This window comes from Blautia sp. XA-2221, from assembly GCF_028767025.1.
Taxonomy (GTDB): Bacteria; Bacillota; Clostridia; order Lachnospirales; family Lachnospiraceae; genus Blautia_A.
Genome location: NZ_JAJQXX010000016.1, coordinates 43,790 through 66,111, shown reverse-complemented (window position 1 = coordinate 66,111; position 22,322 = coordinate 43,790). Strand labels below are relative to the sequence as shown.

The 22,322-nt window shown below is 43.0% G+C and carries 21 protein-coding genes and 5 pseudogenes; 18 read left to right on the top strand and 8 right to left on the bottom strand.

The window, feature by feature from the left end; all coding sequences use genetic code 11:
- Positions 1-98 precede the first annotated feature (98 nt).
- From LU279_RS12210 to LU279_RS12190, 5 genes are all read left to right on the top strand, one after another.
- On the top strand, positions 99-1,307 hold the full coding sequence (locus LU279_RS12210) for a phosphoglycerate kinase (RefSeq protein ID WP_022068750.1): 1,209 nt from the start codon (positions 99-101) through the stop codon (positions 1,305-1,307).
- 192 nt (positions 1,308-1,499) lie between these two features.
- The gene (gene tpiA / locus LU279_RS12205; protein ID WP_022068751.1) at positions 1,500-2,249 is read left to right on the top strand and encodes a triose-phosphate isomerase; all 750 of its coding nucleotides are present in this window, start codon (positions 1,500-1,502) and stop codon (positions 2,247-2,249) included.
- A gap of 340 nt (positions 2,250-2,589) precedes the next feature.
- On the top strand, positions 2,590-4,131 hold the full coding sequence (gene gpmI / locus LU279_RS12200) for a 2,3-bisphosphoglycerate-independent phosphoglycerate mutase (RefSeq protein WP_274422777.1): 1,542 nt from the start codon (positions 2,590-2,592) through the stop codon (positions 4,129-4,131).
- A gap of 322 nt (positions 4,132-4,453) precedes the next feature.
- Complete coding sequence (locus LU279_RS12195) at positions 4,454-6,295, top strand: L,D-transpeptidase family protein (protein WP_274422776.1); 1,842 nt, start codon at positions 4,454-4,456, stop codon at positions 6,293-6,295.
- A 24-nt stretch (positions 6,296-6,319) separates the two neighbouring features.
- On the top strand, positions 6,320-6,616 hold the full coding sequence (locus LU279_RS12190) for a DUF3784 domain-containing protein (RefSeq protein WP_274422775.1): 297 nt from the start codon (positions 6,320-6,322) through the stop codon (positions 6,614-6,616).
- An 87-nt stretch (positions 6,617-6,703) separates the two neighbouring features.
- Here LU279_RS12190 and LU279_RS12185 read toward each other — a convergent pair whose 3' ends face one another.
- Complete coding sequence (locus tag LU279_RS12185) at positions 6,704-7,324, bottom strand: HAD family hydrolase (RefSeq protein ID WP_274422774.1); 621 nt, start codon at positions 7,322-7,324, stop codon at positions 6,704-6,706.
- A gap of 241 nt (positions 7,325-7,565) precedes the next feature.
- Between LU279_RS12185 and LU279_RS12180 the strand changes: the two genes are divergently transcribed.
- The 4 genes from LU279_RS12180 to LU279_RS12165 all read left to right on the top strand — a co-directional run bounded on the left by LU279_RS12180 (position 7,566) and on the right by LU279_RS12165 (position 9,676).
- A complete protein-coding gene (locus LU279_RS12180) occupies positions 7,566-8,258 on the top strand; it encodes a DUF4135 domain-containing protein (protein ID WP_274422773.1) in 693 nt (230 codons plus the stop codon).
- A 78-nt stretch (positions 8,259-8,336) separates the two neighbouring features.
- Complete coding sequence (locus LU279_RS12175; protein WP_274422772.1) at positions 8,337-8,501, top strand: hypothetical protein; 165 nt, start codon at positions 8,337-8,339, stop codon at positions 8,499-8,501.
- Positions 8,502-8,591: 90 nt separating this feature from the next.
- Positions 8,592-9,161: a lanthionine synthetase LanC family protein gene (locus tag LU279_RS12170; RefSeq protein WP_274422771.1), complete on the top strand. Its 570-nt coding sequence runs from the start codon at positions 8,592-8,594 to the stop codon at positions 9,159-9,161.
- Positions 9,098-9,676, top strand: a complete 579-nt coding sequence (locus tag LU279_RS12165) for a lanthionine synthetase LanC family protein (protein WP_274422770.1) — start codon at positions 9,098-9,100, stop codon at positions 9,674-9,676. The genes LU279_RS12170 and LU279_RS12165 overlap by 64 nt, the downstream gene beginning before the upstream one ends.
- A 428-nt stretch (positions 9,677-10,104) precedes the next feature.
- Here LU279_RS12165 and LU279_RS13505 read toward each other — a convergent pair.
- Positions 10,105-10,536 (bottom strand): annotated as a pseudogene (locus tag LU279_RS13505) (TraG/VirB4 family ATPase); the annotation flags it as partial.
- Positions 10,536-11,261, bottom strand: a pseudogene (locus tag LU279_RS12160) (MobA/MobL family protein); the annotation flags it as partial. The pseudogenes LU279_RS12160 and LU279_RS13505, both read right to left, overlap by 1 nt.
- Here LU279_RS12160 and LU279_RS12155 point away from each other — a divergent pair.
- Positions 11,260-11,640, top strand: a pseudogene (locus LU279_RS12155) (helix-turn-helix domain-containing protein); the annotation flags it as partial. The pseudogenes LU279_RS12160 and LU279_RS12155 sit on opposite strands and share 2 nt — an antisense overlap.
- A 124-nt stretch (positions 11,641-11,764) precedes the next feature.
- Entirely contained in the window at positions 11,765-12,046 is a 282-nt protein-coding gene (locus tag LU279_RS12150; protein ID WP_274422769.1) for a hypothetical protein, read from the top strand.
- A 7-nt stretch (positions 12,047-12,053) separates the two neighbouring features.
- On the opposite strand, the gene LU279_RS12145 is transcribed toward LU279_RS12150, so the two are convergent.
- Both LU279_RS12145 and LU279_RS12140 read right to left on the bottom strand, forming a co-directional pair.
- Positions 12,054-13,196, bottom strand: a complete 1,143-nt coding sequence (locus tag LU279_RS12145) for a sensor histidine kinase (protein ID WP_274422768.1) — start codon at positions 13,194-13,196, stop codon at positions 12,054-12,056.
- Positions 13,193-13,870 (bottom strand): response regulator transcription factor, encoded by a 678-nt coding sequence (locus LU279_RS12140; RefSeq protein ID WP_274422767.1) that lies wholly within the window; start codon positions 13,868-13,870, stop codon positions 13,193-13,195. The genes LU279_RS12145 and LU279_RS12140 overlap by 4 nt, the downstream gene beginning before the upstream one ends.
- Positions 13,871-14,069: 199 nt before the next feature.
- Here LU279_RS12140 and LU279_RS12135 point away from each other — a divergent pair, with 199 nt between their 5' ends.
- Genes LU279_RS12135 through LU279_RS12125 form a run of 3 tightly spaced genes read left to right on the top strand, consistent with a single transcriptional unit; the run spans position 14,070 to position 16,038 of the window.
- Positions 14,070-14,216, top strand: coding sequence for a CD1871A family CXXC motif-containing protein (locus LU279_RS12135; protein WP_274422766.1), 147 nt, complete (start codon positions 14,070-14,072; stop codon positions 14,214-14,216).
- Positions 14,217-14,222: 6 nt separating this feature from the next.
- A complete protein-coding gene (locus LU279_RS12130) occupies positions 14,223-15,125 on the top strand; it encodes a 4Fe-4S binding protein (RefSeq protein WP_274422765.1) in 903 nt (300 codons plus the stop codon).
- Complete coding sequence (locus LU279_RS12125) at positions 15,112-16,038, top strand: TlpA family protein disulfide reductase (RefSeq protein ID WP_274422764.1); 927 nt, start codon at positions 15,112-15,114, stop codon at positions 16,036-16,038. Before LU279_RS12130 ends, LU279_RS12125 begins: the two co-directional genes overlap by 14 nt.
- Positions 16,039-16,302: 264 nt before the next feature.
- Here the strand turns inward: LU279_RS12125 and LU279_RS13500 are convergent.
- Positions 16,303-16,532: pseudogene (locus tag LU279_RS13500) on the bottom strand (antitoxin).
- A gap of 28 nt (positions 16,533-16,560) precedes the next feature.
- Positions 16,561-16,896 (bottom strand): annotated as a pseudogene (locus tag LU279_RS13495) (VirD4-like conjugal transfer protein, CD1115 family); the annotation flags it as partial.
- A 784-nt stretch (positions 16,897-17,680) separates the two neighbouring features.
- On the opposite strand from LU279_RS13495, the gene sfsA reads away from it, so the two are divergent.
- From sfsA to LU279_RS12105, 3 genes are all read left to right on the top strand, one after another.
- Positions 17,681-18,379 carry a DNA/RNA nuclease SfsA gene (gene sfsA / locus LU279_RS12115; protein WP_274422763.1) on the top strand — a complete coding sequence of 233 codons (699 nt, stop codon included), beginning with the start codon at positions 17,681-17,683 and terminating at the stop codon, positions 18,377-18,379.
- Positions 18,380-18,467: 88 nt separating this feature from the next.
- Positions 18,468-19,523 (top strand): A/G-specific adenine glycosylase, encoded by a 1,056-nt coding sequence (mutY, locus tag LU279_RS12110; RefSeq protein ID WP_274422780.1) that lies wholly within the window; start codon positions 18,468-18,470, stop codon positions 19,521-19,523.
- Positions 19,520-20,533 (top strand): glycosyltransferase family 2 protein, encoded by a 1,014-nt coding sequence (locus LU279_RS12105; RefSeq protein ID WP_274422762.1) that lies wholly within the window; start codon positions 19,520-19,522, stop codon positions 20,531-20,533. The genes mutY and LU279_RS12105 overlap by 4 nt, the downstream gene beginning before the upstream one ends.
- On the opposite strand, the gene LU279_RS12100 is transcribed toward LU279_RS12105, so the two are convergent.
- Entirely contained in the window at positions 20,526-21,467 is a 942-nt protein-coding gene (locus tag LU279_RS12100; RefSeq protein ID WP_274422761.1) for a diacylglycerol/lipid kinase family protein, read from the bottom strand. The genes LU279_RS12105 and LU279_RS12100 overlap by 8 nt on opposite strands.
- A 135-nt stretch (positions 21,468-21,602) precedes the next feature.
- Between LU279_RS12100 and LU279_RS12095 the strand changes: the two genes are divergently transcribed.
- The gene (locus tag LU279_RS12095) at positions 21,603-22,268 is read left to right on the top strand and encodes a response regulator transcription factor (protein WP_274422760.1); all 666 of its coding nucleotides are present in this window, start codon (positions 21,603-21,605) and stop codon (positions 22,266-22,268) included.
- Positions 22,269-22,322: the final 54 nt, after the last annotated feature.

Here is a 22,322-nt window from a genome sequence, read left to right as displayed (position 1 = left end):
GTCTTTAGACTCCAGTGCCGGTAACAGACCCTTATAGGGTCAAAGCAAACCACCGGCTAAGCCGGTGGTCGTGATTAAAATTCGGAGGTTATACGATCATGGGATTAAATAAAAAATCTGTTGATGATATCAACGTAAAAGGCCAGAAAGTTCTGGTAAGATGCGACTTTAACGTGCCGCTGAAAGAAGGAAAGATCACAGACGAAAACCGTCTTGTAGCAGCTCTTCCTACTATTAAAAAACTGGTTGCTGACGGCGGAAAGATCATTCTCTGCTCTCATCTTGGAAAACCGAAGGGAGAACCGAAACCGGAGCTTTCTCTTGCTCCTGTAGCAGTTCGCCTTTCTGAGCTTCTTGGACAGGAAGTAAAATTTGTTGCAAGCCCTGTTGTTGTTGACGACACAGTAAAAGCAGCAGTAGACGCTATGAACGACGGAGAGATCGTTCTTCTTGAAAACACACGTTATCGTGCAGAGGAAACAAAGAACGGCGAAGCTTTCAGCAAAGATCTTGCTTCCCTTGCAGACGTATTTGTAAATGATGCATTCGGAACAGCTCACAGAGCACACTGCTCCAACGTTGGTGTTACAGAATTTATCGACACCTGTGTAGTAGGATACCTGATGCAGAAAGAAATCGATTTCCTTGGAAAAGCAGTAGAAACTCCGGTAAGACCGTTTGTTGCTATCCTTGGCGGTGCAAAAGTTGCTGATAAGCTGAACGTAATTTCCAACCTTCTTGAGAAATGCGATACTCTGATCATCGGCGGCGGTATGGCTTATACTTTCCTTAAAGCAAAAGGTCTTGAAGTAGGCGCTTCTCTCGTAGATGATACAAAACTTGACTACTGCAAGGAAATGATCGAAAAAGCAGAGAAACTTGGTAAGAAACTTCTTCTTCCTGTAGATACTGCTATCGCAAAATCTTTCCCGAATCCGATCGATGCTGAGATCCCGGCTGAGTATGTTGACTGCGATGCAATTCCGGCAGACGTACTTGGACTTGATATCGGACCGAAGACAGCAGAGATTTATGCAGAAGCTGCTAAAACAGCTAAGACTGTTGTATGGAACGGACCAATGGGCGTATTTGAGAACCCGGTTCTTGCAAAAGGTACAATCGCAGTGGCAAAAGCTCTTGCAGAAACAGATGCAACAACAATCATCGGCGGCGGTGACTCTGCAGCTGCAGTAAACCAGCTTGGCTTTGGTGACAAGATGAGCCACATTTCCACAGGCGGCGGCGCTTCTCTGGAATTCCTGGAAGGTAAGGAACTGCCGGGTGTAGCAGCAGCAAACGATAAATAAACAATTGGTAGGTTGTACTGTAGTGACTCGAACTTCTTTGCAGAAGAGGCGGGAACCATAATCGCCGTTTCTTTGCAATGGTAGATTAGACAAAATAAAACAGTGGAGGTTTATATTGGAAATTCTCATTCCATAATAATAAGCAATCCACTGTTTACAAATGAATTATAAACAAGATAGGAGAAAATAAAAATGGCAAGAAAGAAAATTATCGCTGGTAACTGGAAAATGAACATGACTCCCAGCGAGGCAGTTAAATTAGTAGAAACTCTGAAACCGCTTGTAAATAATGAAGAAGTTGACGTAGTATTCTGCGTTCCGGCTATCGACATTATTCCGGTTGTAGAGGCATGCAAAGGAACAAACATTCAGATCGGCGCTGAGAACATGTACTTTGAAGAGAAAGGCGCTTACACAGGCGAGATTTCTCCGGCTATGCTTACAGATGCAGGTGTAAAATATGTTGTTCTCGGACATTCTGAGAGAAGAGAATATTTTGCAGAAACAAACGAAACTGTAAACAAAAAAATGCTGAAAGCTTTTGAACACGGAATTACTCCGATCATGTGCTGTGGCGAGACTCTTGACCAGAGAGAGCAGGGCGTGACAATGGATTTCATCCGTCAGCAGGTTAAAGTTGGTTTCCAGAATGTAACAGCAGATCAGGCAAAAACAGCAGTGATCGCTTACGAGCCGATCTGGGCTATCGGAACAGGAAAGACAGCTACAACTGAGCAGGCTCAGGAAGTTTGTGCAGGAATCCGTGCATGCATCGCAGAAATTTATGATGAAGCAACAGCAGAAGCAATCCGTATCCAGTACGGCGGATCTGTAAATGCTGCAACAGCTCCGGAACTGTTCGTACAGAACGATATCGACGGCGGCCTTGTTGGCGGGGCTTCTCTGAAAGAAGAGTTCGGAAAGATCGTAAACTACAAATAAATAATATTTGTAATCTAAAGTGATTAAGAAAGCACCGCAGAATGTCCGGTTTTGGAAACATAATTTCAGAACCGGAATATTCTGCGGTGTTTTGCTTATCTGTCAGGTAGAGCCTTTGGGGAATCCGGCAGATGGCATGGAAGTGTGAATTTCTGAGTGAAAGGAATCTGATAAAAAGATAAAGGCTGTTTTCTGTGAATTGTCAGGAAAATAAAATCGCAGGAATTTTTCGGGGAAAATCCTTGAAAAATTCCTGATTTTTGGTAGTATATAATAGGTAATAACAAGTAAAGTAAGACTCTGCGTTTATGCAGAGAAATTATACAAAAAGGAGAGCATTATGAGCAAAAAACCAACTGTTTTAATGATCCTTGACGGTTATGGACTGAATGACAGACATGACGGCAACGCAGTATACGAGGCAAAGACTCCTGTTATGGACAGCCTGATGGCAGAGTATCCTTTTGTAAAAGGAAATGCAAGTGGACTGGCAGTAGGACTTCCGGACGGTCAGATGGGCAACTCTGAAGTCGGACATATGAATATGGGCGCAGGCCGCATTGTATATCAGGAGCTGACAAGAATCACAAAAGAAATTAACGACGGGGATTTCTTTAAGAACGAAGCGCTTCTTGCAGCAATGAAAAATGCAAAGGACAATGATTCTGCAATTCATTTTATGGGGCTTCTTTCTGACGGCGGTGTTCACAGCCACAATACACATCTTTACGGACTTCTGGAAATGGCAAAGAGAGAAGGACTGAAAAAAGTTTATGTACACTGCTTCCTGGATGGCCGTGATACACCTCCGGCTTCAGGTAAAGGATACATTGAAGCACTGCAGGCTAAGATGGATGAGATTGGTGTAGGAGAGATCGGTGTTGTTTCCGGACGTTACTATGCAATGGACCGTGATAACCGCTGGGATCGTGTAGAGCTTGCCTATAAGGCTCTTACCCAGGGCGAAGGCGTAAAGGGAACAGATGCGGCAGAGGCTGTGCAGGCATCCTATGACAATGAAAAAACAGACGAATTTGTACTTCCTACTGTAATCGAAAAAGACGGAAAACCGGTAGCAACTGTTCAGGATCACGATTCTGTTGTATTTTTCAACTTCCGTCCGGATCGTGCCCGTGAGATCACAAGAGCTTTCTGTGATGATGATTTCAAAGGCTTTGAACGTGAGAAGAAGCTGGATCTGACTTTTGTATGCTTTACAAATTATGATGAGACGATCCAGAATAAGATCGTAGCATTCAATAAGGTACAGCTTCATAATACCTTTGGCGAATATCTGGCAGCACATGATATGACTCAGGTTCGTATTGCAGAAACTGAAAAATATGCTCATGTTACTTTCTTCTTCAATGGCGGCGTAGAAGAGCCGAATAAGGGAGAGGACAGAATTCTTGTAAAATCTCCGAAGGTTGCAACCTATGATCTTCAGCCGGAGATGAGCGCACCTCAGGTTTGTGACAAGCTGGTTGAGGCAATCAAATCTGACAAATATGATGTAGTGATCATCAACTTTGCAAATCCGGATATGGTAGGTCATACAGGTGTGGAAGCAGCAGCAGTCAAGGCTGTGGAAACAGTTGATGAATGTGTGGGAAGAGCGGTAGAGGCTCTGAAGGAAGTAAACGGACAGATGTTTATCTGTGCAGACCATGGAAATGCAGAGCAGCTTGTTGACTATGAGACAGGAGAACCATTTACTGCTCATACAACCAATCCGGTTCCGTTTATTCTTGTAAATGCAGATCCGAAATATACTCTGAAAGAGGGCGGATGTCTTGCTGACATTATTCCGACTCTGATCGAGCTGATGGGAATGGAAAAACCGGAAGAGATGACAGGAGAATCCCTTCTGATCGAAAAATAAAACATAAAACTGAGACAGGGTGCAGGCAGATATTGTCAAAATATAAAGCCGAACTTCTCTGTCAAGAAAAGTCCCTGAGCAATGCGGGAAAACCTGTGCTGCTCAGGGTTTTTTTGCATTAAGGATAAAAAAAACAATGCAGGATACAATATAAGTATTGTCTGCCGTTATAATAAAATTATGGAAATCCTGGTATATTGTGAAAAAATATAGGGCAGATATGGTACAAATACCATGAAATATGTTATAATATGAAAGATTGAAGATTCGATATGCAAACAGAGGTTGTTTTTGATGTTACAGTCTAGGAGAATGGAGATAGATGAGCAGTAAAAAAGAAAGAAATGATGTGGGATCCGGGCCTGGAGAAAGCATTGATTTTGAAGATAAAATTAATGCGGCAATGGATAAGATCATGAAAGACCCTGAGGGAGAAAGCAACAGTTTCCAAAAAGAATACGAACCGGAAAACGGAGAGTATGAAACCGGGAAATACGAATCAGAGGAAGAATACGATTCCGAAGATGAGTACGGTCCGCAGGATGGATATGACACAGAGGCAGAGTATGATTCCGGCGAATATGACGAAGAAGGATATGATGAGCCGGAGGAAGAGAATGTCCTGAATACTTACCAGAATGGAAATACTTCGGGCAAAGCAAAGTCAGCAAGGCCTCAACCTGTAAAGTATGTACCTATGGATGACATAGAAGAGAAACTGGCATTTCTTCCGGAGAATAAAAAGAAAAAGCATAAAGGACTGAAAATCACAGGGCTGGCAGCTGCTATGGCAGTTGTTGTGGCAGGGTGCGTTTATGCGGGAATGTCCTATTATTATTCAGATCGCTTCTTTGAAGATACCTGGATCAACGGAATCGACTGTTCAGGCAAGACAGCATATGAGGTGGAAATGGCTCTGGCAGATAAGGTACAGGATTATTCCATTCAGGTATCATCCAGAAATCAGGAGCCTCAGGTGATCACAGGTGATCAGATCGATTACAGGTATCTTTCTACAGGAGAAACACTTCAGCTTCTGAAAGATCAGAAGCCCTATAAGTGGATCAGAGGCTTCTACGAGCCCAAAAGCTATACAGTGGCAGAAAATGTAGCCTATGATAAAACTCTTCTCCAACAGCAGGTTACCTCTCTGAACTGTGCAAAAACCGAGAATCAGACAGCGCCTGAAAATGCATATGTGGCTTTCAGGGACAATCAGTTCCAGATCGTGCCGGAAACAGAAGGTACTCAGCTTAACGTAAAGCAGGCTTACAGGATTCTTGACCAGGCTGTGGCTGACACACAGGCATCTGTTGATTTTGGAACAACGCCGGATGCATATGTGGCAGCAGAAGTAACTCAGAATGATCCGGAACTTCAGTCTGCGCTGGAGGCCTGCAATAATTATACAAAGGCAAGCATCACATATACCTTTGGAGATCAGACGGCAACGCTTGACGGCAATATGATCAAGGACTGGCTTCAGTTTGATGAGAAAGGTCAGCTTCTGATGGACGATAATACGTTCCACCAGCACATTGCAGATTATGTGGCACAGCTTGCAGCAACCTATAACACAGTAGGAACAGAACGGGAATTTCATACAACCAGTGGACGGACTGTTTATGTATACAGCTCTGTTTATGGCTGGGCCATCGATCAGGCAGCAGAGGCGGCGCAGCTTGCTCAGGAGATTCAGTCGGGAACTCAGACAACACGGGAGCCGATTTATGAGCAGAGAGCCAATTCTCATGGCTTAAATGATCTCGGAAATACCTATATTGAAGTAGATCTCAGCAATCAGCATATGTATTATTATCAGTCAGGCTCTCTGATTTTTGATTCGGATTTTGTATCCGGAAATATGAGTTATTCAGACAGACAGACTCATGCCGGTATCTTTACCTTATATTCAAAGACAAGCCCATCGGTTCTTCGTGGAGACAAAAAACCGGACGGTACTTACGAATATGAAGAACCGGTAGATTACTGGATGCCTTTTGACGGCGGAATAGGGTTCCATGATGCGCCCTGGAGAGATGCTTTCGGAGGAGATATTTATCTGACCAGCGGTTCACACGGATGTATCAACCTTCCACCGGAAAATGCAGCAGTTCTGTACAGCATTATTGACTATAATGTACCAATCGTATGCTTTTACTAAAGACAATGGAGGAATAACAGAGAAATGAGCAGATCTTTTGATTTTATCCTTGCAGGAGCTTCTTTGATCGTGGGAATTATGCTTCTGACAGGACATGGTGACTTTTTTATGAAGGGCGGAAACTCTCAGCTTCGCAAGGCAAAATATGATGAGGCTAAAATGGCAAAGGGGTCAGGCGTAGCTTTAATCCTGATCGGAATTGCCACACTGATTGATTCTTATACAACAACCGTTGCGGCGAAGGTCGGATATATTATAGTTCTTGTGATCATTATGGCAGGACTGATGTGGTATCTGAAAAAGAAATGTATGAAAAGCTGAATTGACAGTCAGAGTGAAATAATAAAACAGTCATAAGAAAACGGGGAGAATGTGATTTAGAATTAAACCACATTTTCCCCGCTTTTTTTAATCAAACAGCCGTATCAGATCAGAAGGTTTACTGATCCAGTAGTTCGGTTCCGGTACATTTCCAAATCCATAGGAGGCAAACACAAAGGGAACACCAGCCTTCTGGCAGGAAAGGAAATCTCCCATAGTATCACCTACATATACAGTGTCTTTCAGATGATAAGTATCCATAAGCTTCCGGATCGTATCATGCTTTTCCAGACCTGTATCGCCAAAGCACAGATGTCCTCTGAAATATTTTCCAAGTCCGGAAGATTGCAGAAATACTTCAATATATCCTTTCTGACAGTTGCTGACAATGTAAAGAGGATATTTTTCAGAAAGAGTTTTCAGAGTTTCGTCCAGATCTTCATAAAGAGGCGCGCATGTTTTAAGAAGAGCCTCGTGTTCCGCCTGGCAGCAGGCATTTATGATCCGAAGCTGTTCTGCTTCTGTTTTGTCCGGTAATAACTGAGCTGCAATAGCCGGAAGTGGCTGGCCGAAAAGTCCCGTCAGCCTTTCAGCGGTGATCGTTATATTCATATGTTCTTTATTGTGCAGATATCTGTCCCAGGATTCTGCAACAATTTCCGTGGAATCCCACAGAGTTCCGTCTACATCAAAAATAATACTGTCCATAAAATTCCTTCCTGTATGTAAATATATAGTTTTTGGCGATCTGATTTCTGCTTTAACAGTTTGGATTATACACAGAGGAGATACAAAAATCAACCTGTCAGCAAAGAAAAAAGACATTTTTGCATAGTTGCAGGACAGATAAAAAACACGGAGGTTATTTCGAGTAACATAACATTGGAAAGCTTTCTGCAGAGATTCTGGTGTGAATTTCTGAAAATATCAGAAAAGGAGGAAATACGAAATGAAACGAAAAGTTCTTATGGCTCTGGCAATAGGAGCAGGATGCTGTCTTATTACAGGAAATGTTCTGATAGCACAGCCTTCAACTTCTCAGTGGGAATATGTAGAGCAGACAGATGATGGCATGCTTGTGTTCCGTATGGGAGAAATTGAACTGAAGGTTCCAGAAAACTGGAAAGATTCTTATGTGCGTAAAGAGGATAACGGAGGTGAAGCCTTTTATCTGAAGGATTCTGATGCAAAAGAAAAAAATAAACTGTTCTGGTTAAAAGACAGCGAAGGGCTCCAGGCTTTGTGGGATGAAGAATACAGGGCTAAATGGGAACCCCAGAAGGATAATTCTGATTCAGAAGATCAGAAAACAGAAGACGACAGCGATAAGTCCCAGAATGATTCACAGGGGCAGGAGAATCAGAATTCAGAAGATAATTCTGATTCCACAGAGGAACAGGGATTTCGGTTTGCATATGAAAAAGTATTAACAGATAAAATGATAACAGAGATGCTGGGAACTTTTTATGATACGGGAGCCCGTGTGATTTTACGTCATACACAGCAGTATGATATGTACAGGTTTCTTTCCTGGCATCCGGATTATGTGGACGAAAGAATGAAAAGGGAACAGATTTTAGCTGTCATACACAGGAAAGGGGAGACAAAAACACAGAAAAAAATACATGATTATGAAATATAGGATTTGCTGGAAAATGATATTCCATATTTTCGTGCAGAAGGAAGAGATCGTTGTATTTATACGGGAGATGGGAAAAGAGTGAATGACTATTTTCTTATTTCACCTTATGAAGCATGGAAAATCCACATGAAAGATTTAGGAAAAAAAGACTGCCGGCATCAATGTGATCTGATCTGGCTTTCTATGACAATGCAGAGAAAAAGCAGAAACAGTTCCTCTAAGATCTGTTCTGGATTTGTGTAGAAAGAACAGGTAGTAAGACACATAAAAAATATCATTACCTGGATTGTGGATACAGCAGTCATTGCGGAGGATGGAGCAGGATGGATCGGCTTGCAGTTTTTTGAAAATGGTTTATGGAAAATGGTTCCTGCAGGAATGTACCTGTATGAGGGGATTTCCGGAATTGCATTGCTTCTTGGGGAGTATTTAAAATATTTTCAGGATGAAAAAGCAAAGGATATATTTAATCTTGCTGTAAAAAGGTTGTGTGTTTATACACAGGAACTGGAAACAGGACTGGTGAAGAGCGGTATAAGAACAGGAATAGTCGACGGAGAGTGTTCTATTGTATATACTTTTATGATTTTATATGAGATTACAGGGGAGAAAAAATATCTGCATTATGCAGAGAAACATTTTACTGTTATAAAAAAATATTTCGCACAGGATGCCAATTATGATCTTTTAAGTGGAAATGCGGGAGCAGCCATTGCAGCTCTGAAGCTGTATCAGATAAAAAAAGAATGTGCGGAACCGGAAGAACAGTACCTGACAGAGGCTGTTGAGATTGAAAGAAAATTATGGGATTGCAGGCAGGACATGGAAAATGGCTGTGGATGGACGATTTTCAATGTAAAAAAACTCTGGCAGGAATGGCTCACGGAAACAGTGGATTTTTAATGCTTTATGCTGCTCTGTATCAGATAACCGGAAACAAAGAATACCTGAAAAAAATAAATTTGCTCTGTGAGTATGAGAACAGTCTGTACTCAGAAGAAAAAGAAAACTGGTTGGATCTCAGAGCCCCGGAAAATGAAAAGAAGGTAATGAATGCGTGGTGCCATGGGGCGCCCGGAGTTCTTCTTGCCCGTCTGCAGATTGAAAAGATAAAAGAATATCAGGGAATAGAAGAAGATGTAAAAAGAGCTTCATACAGTCTGTTTTATGGAAAAGAGGATGGGAAAATCTGTATTTGCCATGGACTGGCCGGGCGTCTACTGATTATGAAGAAATATCTGGAACAACATAAACAGTCTGAATTCAGAGAGATTTATAATCAAAAAGTTCAGGAGTTGATTTTGATGTTGGAACAGAAAGATGATTTGAATGTTTCGGAAACCCGGAATCCTGCATTTATGAATGGAATATCAGGAGTTGTATATGCTCTGCTGAAAATATATACTGAGATGAAATAAATAATAAGATCCGTATCAGATAAGCCTCACAGAAAACTGTGAGGCTTATTACGTTATCTTTCACGGAAATATTCGGTGATCAGCTGTTTTTTGGTACGATTTACATACTGGCGCGAAACATGAAGTATTTCTGCTATTTCGGAATCAGTTTTATACTGGAAGAAGAAAAGAAACATAATCTGCCTGCGCATTCCTTTTTCGGTAATGTTTTGATATAGTTACAGATGTCATAGTAGGATTCATCAAAAGAGGAAGGTGCAGAAAGCATATCAATGGAATAGGTAACTTTAATCGTTGATGTGCTGTTTCTGTCAGAAGCGGGAAACGGGGTTCTTGGCCGCCTGCGCCAGCTCCGGGTTGTCCCGCAGGGATTTCTGATACACAAACTCGGCGTTGGCGGCAATGGACTTTCGCTCGGCCTTGGCGGCGGTCCGGTACCGTAATTGCTGGGGCGAAATGTTCAGCCGTTCCGCAAGGATTTTGCGGTCGCCGCTGGCCTGATTGAGCAGGCAGATAAAGTCGCTGTTTTCCAAAATGTTCTCAATTTCCGGGGAGGAAAGCAGGTCTTTCACATTCTGCGTCGCACCTGTGGGAATCCCGCCCCACTTACGAAAACGCTTCCAAATCTCGCAGGAAAAGGCCGCCGTCTGTTCCTCACGCAAAATCAGGTGGAACTCATCACAGAAATACCATGTCGCCTTACCCTTGCTGCGGTTTTGGGTGACGCGCCCCCAAATCTGGTCTTGGACAATGAGCATACCGATTTTCTTTAGCTGCTTGCCCAGCTCCTTGATGTCAAAGGCCACAATGCGGTTTTGAATGTCGATGTTGGTTCTGTGGTTGAACACATTTAAGCTGCCTTGCGTATCTCCAGATACTTCATCAGCAGATTGGGAAGAAATATTGCTTCCTCCGCCGCTTTTTGTGCAAGCAGTTCTTTCCGTTTTTCGCCCAGCTCGGTAATCCAGCCTTTGAGGTTTTGGATAAGTTGCCGGATGGACTTCATCAGACTGTTGGCGGCTCTGATTTCCCGGTTCAGGTTTCCGATATTCGTCTGGATACCTCGCTTTTCCATCTGCCGGACAGCAGCCCCCTCATGGACAGTAGGGACAATATCAAGTCCCTGTCTGGCATAGGAACGCAAGTCCACACGCTCCGGTCGGTCATTGGCTTCCAGATAGCGGTTCTGGATGACTTCCCATTCATGCCGCCAGATTTCACAATACCTCTGGTCGTTCCAGTCCACCGTATCCTCCTTGTGGCTTTTCCACCTGCCGGACGGAAGTTTTATCCGTTCCCCGTTTTCATCAAGGTCATAAACCTTGCGGCTCTTGGGAAGCCATTTCCCATGTTCGTCCATTGCCCTCATAGTGAGTAAGACATGGGCGTGGGGATTGTGTCCCGGCGGATGGGGGGCATGGACAGCAAAGTCAACGATCATGCCTTTGGAAACAAACTGCTGTTCACAAAACTCCCGGACAAGGACAGCGTACTGGTCAGGCGGTATCTCTCTGGGAATGGTAAGCACCCACCGCCTTGCAAGCTGGGAGTTCCATTGCTTCTCCACCGCTTCGGCGGCATTCCATGAAATCATTGAACGGTATCGCCCCGGCGAAGATGACCCACATTTGAAAGTGCTGCAAGCCGCCCATATCAGTGATGATGAATATTTCAGCCATATGGTTCTGGATGACCTAAACCTGATTATCCGGGATATTCGGGAAACCCATAAAAAGGACAGTGAGAGTGCGCCCCAAACCACCGTTGCCGATGAACTGAAAGAAAATCTGGAAGCAGTCGAAAATTTCAAGGGCAGTCGTTTGGAAAAACTGGCAGTGCTTTACTGCAAGCAGCTCGGTATCAACTATAAAAATTTATCGGAAGAAGAATTTCGCTGGCTCATTCGGATTCTACAAAAATCAAAGAAAATGGGAACACCTATCAGTCAGAGGAAAAAACGGTAAAGAAAAAACGCTGTTGCATGGTTCGTTGGCTTCCATGTAGCAGCGGTTTTTGCTGGAATTATTCAGTTGAATTTTTAGAACGACAAACTGGAAATTATTCAATTCTTTGTGTGCCTAATTGTAATTGTTCAAGGGACGGCATGAATTTATAGTTGATTCCAGAGTACAGAATCCGGAGCAGATTTACATTGCCAAGGAAACCCACGAAGAAATCCATACAGCTCTGCAAATGATTGAGGAACGAGAGAAAGCCTACCTCTGGTATCGCTTTGGCTTTGAGGACGATGTACTCCATCCCTTGAACGAAACAGCAAAACATTTCCACCTGTCAGAAAGCAGAGCAAAGTCCACGGAAAAGCTGGCATTGGATAACTTCTGGCTGGAACTGCCGTGGTGGCTTGAATAACCACTCCTCATCTATATTGCAGTACCAGTTCAAATTGTGTACCCTGTGATGTACTTTGAAGAATTCGGACATCTCCGCCATGTCTTTTTGCAATTTCACGCACAAGAGCAAGCCCCAATCCTGCACCGCCAATAGCACGGTTGCGAGAGGAATCCACTCTGAAAAAAGGGTCGAAAACCTGCTCCTGTTTGGCAGATTCTATTCCAATACCAGAGTCTGAAATCAGGATTTTGGCAAATTCTTTTTCTGCAATGATTTGAATGGAGACCGTTCCATTTGCCTGATTGTATTTAATCGCATTTTCGACTAAATTAAAGATAGCACGATAAATCAGAATATCATTTCCCATTATAGATGCATCGCCAGGTAATTGTATCAGCTTAACATGGCGATCGATGGCAAGCTGTGTTAAATCACAAATTACTTCTTCAGAAATATCTGCCAGAGAAATGTGATCTGTTTTGGATGCCGTTTGCGTTTCTGTCATTTGCAGCAATGTTGCAATCACATCGGAAAGACGGTCTGTCTGATTCTCTATCCGTTCGAGAACTTCTTCATAGTCTGTAATTGTTGGGTCAGGCTGCTTCTGAAATACCTCGATATTCGTTTTCACAATTGCAATGGGAGTTCGCAGTTCATGAGCTGCGTTTGCCGCAAATTGTTTCTGCGCAGAAAAAGTTTTGTCCAATCGTTTCAACATCTTATTGAAAGAGTCTGCCAAATGTGCAATTTCACAGTTCCTGCTGTTGAGCATAATTGGCTCATGGAGATCATTTGCTTCAATATCTTCAATCTTTTTTTCGAGCTGCTTCAACGGCTTCAAAGAAAATCCAACAACGAAGTACGTAAGCGTGCTTCCGATGATTGCAATGACCATAGTGATAAAAACGCTTTTCCACTTGAAATGTGTTTGTGTATTTTTAATTTCTACAGAAACATCCTCTGGGATATCCACAAAGAAGCCCTCAGAATCTTGAAAATCCTCACCGGATGGGATGCCTTGAAAATTGACTGTTACGGTATCACCAATAGAATCCATGTAAAAGATTGCATATTTGCTGATCAATACATTGAGCAGGGTACAGGTTGCAATCACCAAAAGGGCTGTGAATATCGTTAGCTGCCACTGCAATGAAATTTTTCTTTTCATATTTTTTCCCCTCCCAGTACATATCCCTGTCCGACACGATTCAAAATTGGATCATACCCAAGTGCCTGCCGCAATTTCTTGCGAAGAGCAGAAATGTGTACTCGAATCGAGTTGCTGAAAGCATCTACACTGCTATCCCAGACATGCTGAATCAATTCCTCCTGGCTCACAGGTCTTCCTTGATTCATCATAAGATATTCTAAAAGCCCCAGCTCCTTCCGAGTAAGCTCCAATTGATTGCTTCCCGCATAAGCCGTTCTTTTTTTCGTATTGAGCGAGATTTCCTTATATTGAAGTATAATGTCATGCTGTACCACTCGTCTACGGGTTAAGCTCCTTACCCGTGCTTCTAATTCTTCAAAATGGAAAGGTTTGCAAAGATAATCGTTGGCACCAGCATCCAGCCCATCTACCTTATTCTGCAATTCTCCCCTTGCAGAGAGGATCAATACATTGGTTTCATCGTCCTCTTGTCTTAATTGTTTTAGAAGATCCATCCCATCCATACCAGGGAGATTCAAGTCCAAAACAATTAAATCATAGGTTTCTACCTGGATTCGTTTACTAGCTTCTAAACCATCGAAGCAAACATCAACTTCATATCCGTCCATTCTAAGTCCCTTTGCAATCGTTTCGCAGAGGGACTTTTCATCTTCTATTATTAGCAAGCGCATCTTGTATATCCTTTCTTGTTAGAGCAAATGATTACTTCTCACTATAGCATAGAACACATCCCTTTTCAAATTTCGAAAAACGAAAAAGCAGTAAAAAATTCTCATCTTACTTGTATCTTAACAGGAATTTTATATACCCTATGCTATGCTGTATCTCGTTATTAAAAGAAGCAAGGACTATCGTTGAAGGAGGTGTGCTATGAATCTTGTAAAAAGGAATTGGAAGCAGTTTCTTCTCCTTGTTGTTGCAACGGCTTTTGTCTGTTTCGGCGTTTATCGTGGAGAGGTAGATACTGTTTTTTCAAAAGCAATTCGATTGTGCTTAGAATGTGTAGGAATAGGGTGATTGATTATGCGGAAGCTGAATTTTAAGAAATTTATTTCAAAAAGAAATACGATACAAATGTTAGCTACACTCCTGACAAACATCCACCTTCCGAACTTTTTCAAAGGAACAATCTATACTGGTAAACTCAAGAGTGTCTGCGTTCCTGGATTAAATTGTTATTCCTGTCCGGCTGCTGGCGGTGCTTGTCCAATCGGGTCGTTTCAGGCAGTCGTGGGTTCATCCAAGTTTCATTTTTCGTATTATATTACAGGAATTTTGATTTTCTTTGGTGTGCTGTTCGGAAGATTTATTTGTGGATTTTTATGTCCATTTGGATGGTTTCAGGATTTGCTTCATAAAATACCGTTTAAGAAATTTTCAACCAAGAAACTGAAATTTCTAACTTATGTAAAATACATTGTGCTATTGGTTGCGGTACTCATGCTCCCCATGCTTCTGACAAATTCTACGGGAATGGGAGATCCCTATTTTTGTAAATATATCTGTCCTCAGGGGATTTTGGAAGGTGGAATTCCGTTGTCCATCATAAATCCTTCCATTAGAGAAGCATTGGGACCATTATTTAGTGCTAAATTCGTTATCTTAGCAGCCTTTATCTTTTTGAGCATTATTTTTTACAGACCATTTTGCAAATGGATTTGTCCTCTTGGAGCACTGTATTCCCTGTTTAACAAAGTGTCCTTTTGTCACTATCATGTTGATCAGGATGCTTGTGTTTCCTGCGGAAAATGCAGCAAAGTATGCAAAATGGATGTAGACATTACAAAGAACCCCAATGATTTCGAGTGTATTCGTTGTGGAGAATGTGCGAAAGCATGCCCTACAAAAGCGATTACCGTATCTTGGGGAATTTCAAGACAAAAAACAGAAAATAAAAAAGGAGCCATTCAAAATGAAAAAAACTAAACTCATGATTTTCCTGATTGTATCTATGTTTGTTTTAACATCTTTTGTGGGATGTAGTGCCGAAAATAACCACCAGAATACCGACAACAGTCCTTCTGAAAACATGACCTCTGCATCAGAAAGCTTTCCTAATTTTCAGGGGATGGATTTTGATGGTAATGCAATCAGCGAATCTATTTTTGAAGAAAACAAGGTGACTGTCTTGAGCTTCTGGTTCAATGGCTGTACCGCCTGTGTCAATGAAATGCCTGATTTGGAAGCCTTTAATCAAGAGCTGAAAGAAATGGGCACTGAAATTATTGGAGTGAATACAGAAGCAGCAAATGGCGATCAGCAGCTCCAGGAAGCAAAGGATATTTTGAAAAAACAGGGCTGTACCTTCCGCAATATCGTGATTACAGAGGGAGAGGAAGCCCAAAAATTTGTAAGTAAAATTATGGCATTTCCTACAACTATTTTAGTGAACCAAAATGGGAAAATCATCGGAGAGCCTATTACCGGCAGCATTGAGTCTAAAGAAAAACAGCAAAAAATTGTAGAGCTGATTCAAAATGCAATATCCGATTCTGCTATGGAACAAGAAGTGACAAACATGGATACCTCAGTGGGAAATGAGAGCAACAATGCAGAGGCATCCACAGATATGAGTCCAGAGCTTACTGTACTATATGATGATTTGAATGGTGTATTTTCGGAACATTATGATTTGTGGATGAAAGTTTTAATGAATGCGCCTAAAGACAAAATTGATCAGATAGATGTGGAAATAAGCTACCCTGAGTATTTGACAAAAGCGCTGGAAAACACCGCCGATTTAACACCGGAGGAAATCGAACAAATATCCAAGGATATTGAGAAAATTGGTGAAATTAACAGCCAGATTCAACAGTTAGAATCTGAATCTAACAAATAATATATTGTTATAAAAAGGTTTCCATCCATTTACTAAGTAAAAAATCCGTCCTGATTTTAATCGGACGGATTTTTTATGTTATACGATAATCAGGATTAGGAAGTCACATTAGATCATCCCAAAATATTTGAACGCTTCTCGGATCGCTTCCTCTTATCTTTTTCATAATATCACCATCCCATCAAATCCAAATTGTGATGGTGTTTGGGTGCAAAAAAGCCGCCGTACACAGCGGCAGCTTCACAATCAGCAGACGGCCCGGAGTTACTGGCCGTCCCGCCATTCCAGCACAGCCAGCGAAAAAATCTCGCCCCATGCTTCACATAGTCTGCGGTCTATTTCCCTTACAAGTTCTTCGGCTTCCCCGTCCGTGGGCGGGGGGTATCATGTTCCGCAATCCACTGGCACAGCACCGCAGCGGAAATGATCGCCCGGTAGATTTCCTGCTCATACCTGAAATAATCTGCAAATGTCCATTCGTCCGAGTGTCCCATCGGTCACGCTCCTTTCTCTATGGCCGCTTTATTCTGCGGCAAAATCTTCATCCGACAGCTCAATGTCGTAGAGGTCAAAGGGTTCGTCCTCCGTTATTACGCGCCGCTTTTTCCGACGCAGGGACGACAGGTAGCTGTCCACATCAAAGGTATTCTTTTTGTCGGCGTCCGAGAGGTATTTATAGCGGGGGTGGCGGGTGATGTCGTATTTCTCACTGAAAAACGGCCTCACACCGCGCACCTGCAAAATACACTTGCCTCCGTCCATCGTTGCAATTTCGTCTTGGCTCATCAGCTCCTTTCCGAGTTTTTGGTAGTTCAGCCCGTGGGAGGTCTGCGCGCCCCGGTTCTCGCTCTGGTTGTAGCCCCGGTTTTTCTCCACTCGAAAAACTGCCATCTCGTCGTCCACTCCTTTCACTTGAAATTTCACCGTGCCGTCAAGGGCGGCGAGCTTGCCCGGCTGGTAGGGACATTCCTCATACACACAAAACTGGTACTTCCAGTGCGGGCGGTAGAAACGGCAGGTGCCGCAGTCCTCCGGCGCTCCGGCCTCGCCGCTGTCAAAATGATCTGCGCCCGGCCTCGTCTGCATGAGCTGTTCAAAGGCCCGGTCGCTGCCGGAAGTAAAGTACATAGGCGGTCGCCTCCTTTCTGGTTTTGGGCAAAAGAAAAGCGGCGTCCTGATCTCCCCAAAGGGGAAAAGAGAACGCCGCCGTCTGCGGTGTCGTATTCAATTTTCGATGTGTCACTATTTGGGCGGTGGGCTTCACGGGAGGCAGAAGCGTGTCAAAGCTCAATCCGAAAGTAGTAAATCGGTAGTGAATTCAGTTCTTATATCCCGTAAAATGCCCGTATTTCCGGGCTTTTTGGAGATGATCAGAGTTGTTGTATTAATGATATGATTGTTTCCATAAGACTACCTCCTTGTAAGTGGAAGTAGTGAATAGAAAACAAAACAGAAACTAAAAAATGAAAAAACAAGAAATTTGAAGAAATGGCAGAATTAAATTGATATATAGCGCACCAGGTGATTATAAGCACAGGGAAAATGGGAAAAGAGATGTGACGGGGAATCTGAATTTTAATGGAAAAAGGGAAAAACATGTGATACAATAGAGCCACTTGATAACAGCAATGAGGTTACAGAGATGAATTACAGCCATACGGTAAAAGCAAGATTTCTGGACAGGCCCAATCGTTTTGTTGCTCATGTGGAGCTTAACGGGCAGACAGAAACTGTGCATGTAAAAAACACAGGAAGATGCAGGGAACTTCTGGTTCCCGGATATGAAGTGATCCTTGAGGAAGGACAGAACCCGGCGCGAAAAACCAGATATGATCTGATCAGCGTGTGCAAGGAGGGGCGGTGGATCAATATGGATTCCCAGGCGCCCAATAAGGCGGCAGAGGAATGGCTTTTAAAAGGGGGATTTTTTCCGGAGGATATTTCTGTGTACAGAGAAAGAAAATACGGAAATTCCAGGTTTGACCTTTATATTGAGTCGTCTGTCCGAAAAGCCTTTATGGAAGTTAAGGGAGTAACGTTAGAAGAGGATAATATTGTACGCTTCCCGGATGCGCCTACAGAAAGAGGGGTAAAGCATGTGCGGGAGCTGATTCGGTGCATGAAAGACGGATATGAAGCGTATCTTCTTCTGGTAATACAGATGAAAGATGTGAGATATTTTCAGCCAAACTGGAAAACGCATCCGGAATTTGGAATGGTTCTGAGAGAAGCGGCTGAAGCAGGGGTAAAGCTTCTGGCTTACGACTGCCTGGTAGGAGAAAATTTTATGGAAATCTGCAATCCGGTTTCCATAGACCTGGAGGTGCCTGATGGAGAATAAAATTTCTGTAGTTCAGGGAAATCCGGACAATCATACAGGCAATAGGTGTTCTGATCAATTCACCCCGAACGAAAGTAAAAATCCGCCGGTGTTAAGCGGGATAGTTTCCCCTCTTATTAAATGGTACCGGGAAAATAAAAGAATCCTTCCGTGGCGGGATCAGAACAATGCCTATTATACCTGGGTGTCGGAGATCATGCTCCAGCAGACCAGAGTGGAGGCAGTTAAGCCGTATTTTATAAGGTTTATTACAGAACTTCCGGATGTGGCGGCGTTGGCTTCCTGCCCGGAAAAGAAGCTTATGAAACTGTGGGAAGGTCTGGGATATTATAATCGTGTGAGAAATATGCAGGCTGCAGCCTGTACCGTGGTGGAAGAATATGGAGGAAAACTTCCGGAATCCTACGAAAAGCTTGTGTCGTTAAAGGGAATAGGAAGTTATACGGCAGGGGCCATTGCTTCTATTGCATACGGTATCCCTGTTCCGGCTGTAGATGGAAATGTTCTGAGAGTTGTGTCAAGAATTACTGAGAGCAGAGAAGATATTATGAAGCAGTCAGTTCGCAGGAAAATGGAACAGACGCTCAAAGAAATCATGCCCTCGGACTGCCCGGGAGATTTTAACCAGGCCCTGATGGAGCTTGGGGCTGTGATCTGCGTTCCTAACGGTCAGCCAAAATGTCAGGAGTGTCCGGTACAGAAAATCTGCAGGGCGCATCTGCATGATACAACAGAGGATATTCCTGTAAAAGCTCCGAAAAAAGCTCGAAAAATAGAAAACAGAACAGTGCTGGTGATCCAGGACGGAGAGAGGACTGCTATACAGAAAAGACCGGATAAGGGACTTCTTGCAGGGCTTTATGAACTTCCAAATGTGAAGGGGATCCTTTCTGCGGAGGAGGCAGTAAAAGCTGTGGAAAAAATGAACCTGGAGCCTTTGCATATTGAAGAGCTGGAACCGGCAAAGCATATTTTTTCTCATATTGAATGGAGAATGACCGGATATCGGATCCGGGTTTCTTCTCTGGAAACAAACCGAAATTCAAAACTTATTTTTGCAGATAAAAAGCAGTCTGACAGGCAGTATGCAATTCCTGCCGCATTTGGCGCTTATGTAAAGTACATGAAGGAGGAAACAAGATGAAATTGTTGAGTATTGCGATCCCCTGTTATAATTCAGAGGCTTATATGGAAAAATGTATTGATTCCCTGCTGGTGGGAGGAGAAGATGTGGAAATCCTTGTAGTGGATGACGGATCTTCAGACAGAACCGCAGAGATTGCAGACGCATATGCAGAAAAATATCCTACCATTGTAAAGGCAATCCACCAGGAGAACGGCGGTCACGGCGAAGCGGTAAATGCGGGAATACGCAATGCGACAGGCCTTTATTTTAAAGTGGTGGACAGTGACGACTGGGTAAATGCAGAGGCGTACGCACAGATTCTGAAAACGTTGGAAGAGCTTATCAGAGGCTCAGAATCTGTGGATCTTCTGATCAGTAATTTTGTTTATGAGAAACAGGGAGCAAAACGAAAAAAAGTTATGCAGTACAGGCGCTGCCTTCCTGTAAATGAAGTTTTTGGCTGGAATAAGGTACATATGCATAAAGGAAAATATCTCCTGATGCACTCTATGATCTACAGAACCAAACTTCTCCATGACTGTGGTCTGGAGCTGCCAAAGCACACATTTTATGTGGATAATATTTTTGCTTTTGAACCTCTTGTGCATGTGAAAAAAATGTATTACCTTGATGTGAATTTTTACAGATATTTTATCGGACGTGAGGATCAGTCTGTGAACGAAGCTGTGATGATCAGAAGGATCGACCAGCAGCTGCGGGTAAATCGTATTATGGTAGATGTGTTCCACAGATGCAAAAGCACGAATCGTCACCTGAGAAAATATATGCTCAGTTATCTGGAAATCATTACCACGATTTCTTCTGTAATGCTGATCCGGGCAGAAACCCAGGAGGCTCTGGACAAGAAAAAAGAACTTCTGGAATATATCAGAGAGGAAGACCGCTGGATTTACCACAGACTGCGATGGGGGATCATGGGCTGCGCTTCCAATCTGCCGGGAAAAGGAGGCCGCAAAACTTTTATTGCAGCCTATAAGCTGTGCCAGAAATTTTATGGATTTAACTGACTGGTTTGTCGGGAAGGATCACCTGGACAGGCTCTTGTGCCAGTGAGGCTGTGAATTTTTTGCAGATGCCTGCAGATTCTCCGTCCTTATGTACAGCAAGCGGTTTTGAACTTCGCACTGTGACTGTTTTGCAGCGAAGCAGATGAACACCCCGGAAACCAGTATGTTTGCCAAAAATAGAAAGAAAAAGACAGAAGATCAGAGTGGGGCGGCGCATACCTTCTACAATGATTACATCCAGAAATCCGTCATTGGAATCAGCTTCAGGACAGAACTGGAAGCCTCCGCCCTCATATTTATGATTCATAACTGCGGTGAGAAATACTTTTTCATAGAAGTGTTTTTCGCCGCTTTCTGTTTCTATGGAAATTCCTACAGGGGGAAACAGAAGAAGCTGTTTCAGTCCTATAAGAAGATAGGCGAATTTTCCAAGATGAATACGGTTCAGGATTTTTTTCAGGGAAGAGTGGTTGATTTCATGGCAGACAGCAGCGTCAAAGCCAATTCCGCAGCTTATGGCAAAACGGCAGTTTTGTCCGTTGGCAGTAAACTCTGCAACATCCATGGGTGTACATGCTGTGTCGGACAGGATGATATCCAGGGCTTTCATTGGGTTTTTTGGCAGATTCATACTACGGCAGAAATCATTGCCGGAACCGGTGGGAATATAGCCAAAGCGCACAGAGCAGAGGCTGGGGATTCCAGAGAGAACTTCCTGGATCGTTCCGTCTCCGCCAACAGCCACAAGGCAGATAGAAAGAGGTGCAGCATCAGAAGAACATATGGAAGCTGCAAGTTTTACGGCATGTCCCGGATATTCTGTAAAATATGCTTTATACTGTATGCGTTTTTTATCCAGCACAGACTGAAGCTCAGACCAGATACGGGCTCCGGCTCCTGAGCGGGAATTGGGATTGATAATAAAATAATACATGGTTTCCTCCGAAATTATTTCTGTTATCATAGCATTTTCGACAGGAATTTACAATAATTTAACATGGGTTGTACAGGAAATTTAACGGAAGACTTTTATACTTCATATCAAATGAAAAAATCTGGAGGTATACAGATGATCTACCTGGTAGAAGATGATGAAAGTATTCGCGAACTTGTTGTATATACATTAAAAAGTCAGGACCTTGATGCAAAAGGCTTTGCGAAGCCGTCTTTATTCTGGAAGGAACTGGAAAATGAGGTTCCTTCTCTGATTCTTCTGGATATTATGCTTCCGGAAGAGGATGGGATTTCTATCTTAAAAAAACTGAGAGCAAGACCTGATACCCGTAAACTTCCTATAATTATGCTGACTGCAAAGGGAAGCGAGTATGATACTGTTATGGGGCTGGACAGCGGAGCTGATGATTATATTCCCAAACCTTTTCGCATGATGGAGCTGATTTCCCGTATCAGGGCGCGGCTTCGGAGACTGGAAGATAAAGGTGCAGAGGAATACAGAATCGGAAGTCTTTATGTATGTCCGTCCAGACATGTTGTGACAGTAAATAAGGAGCCTGTAAATCTCACACTGAAGGAGTATGAAATGCTGTGCCTTCTTCTGAAAAACAGTGGAATGGTTCTTTCCAGAACTCAGCTTCTTAATCAGATCTGGGGCTATGAATTTGACGGAGAAAGCCGTACGGTAGATGTTCATATCCGAACTTTGAGACAAAAACTGGGAGAGGCAGGAGATCTGATCGAGACAGTGCGTGGAATCGGATACAAGATGGGAAAATAGACCGGGGCTTGTCCTCTTTGTTCTTCCTGTGTTACAATCCTTTTATGATAAGAG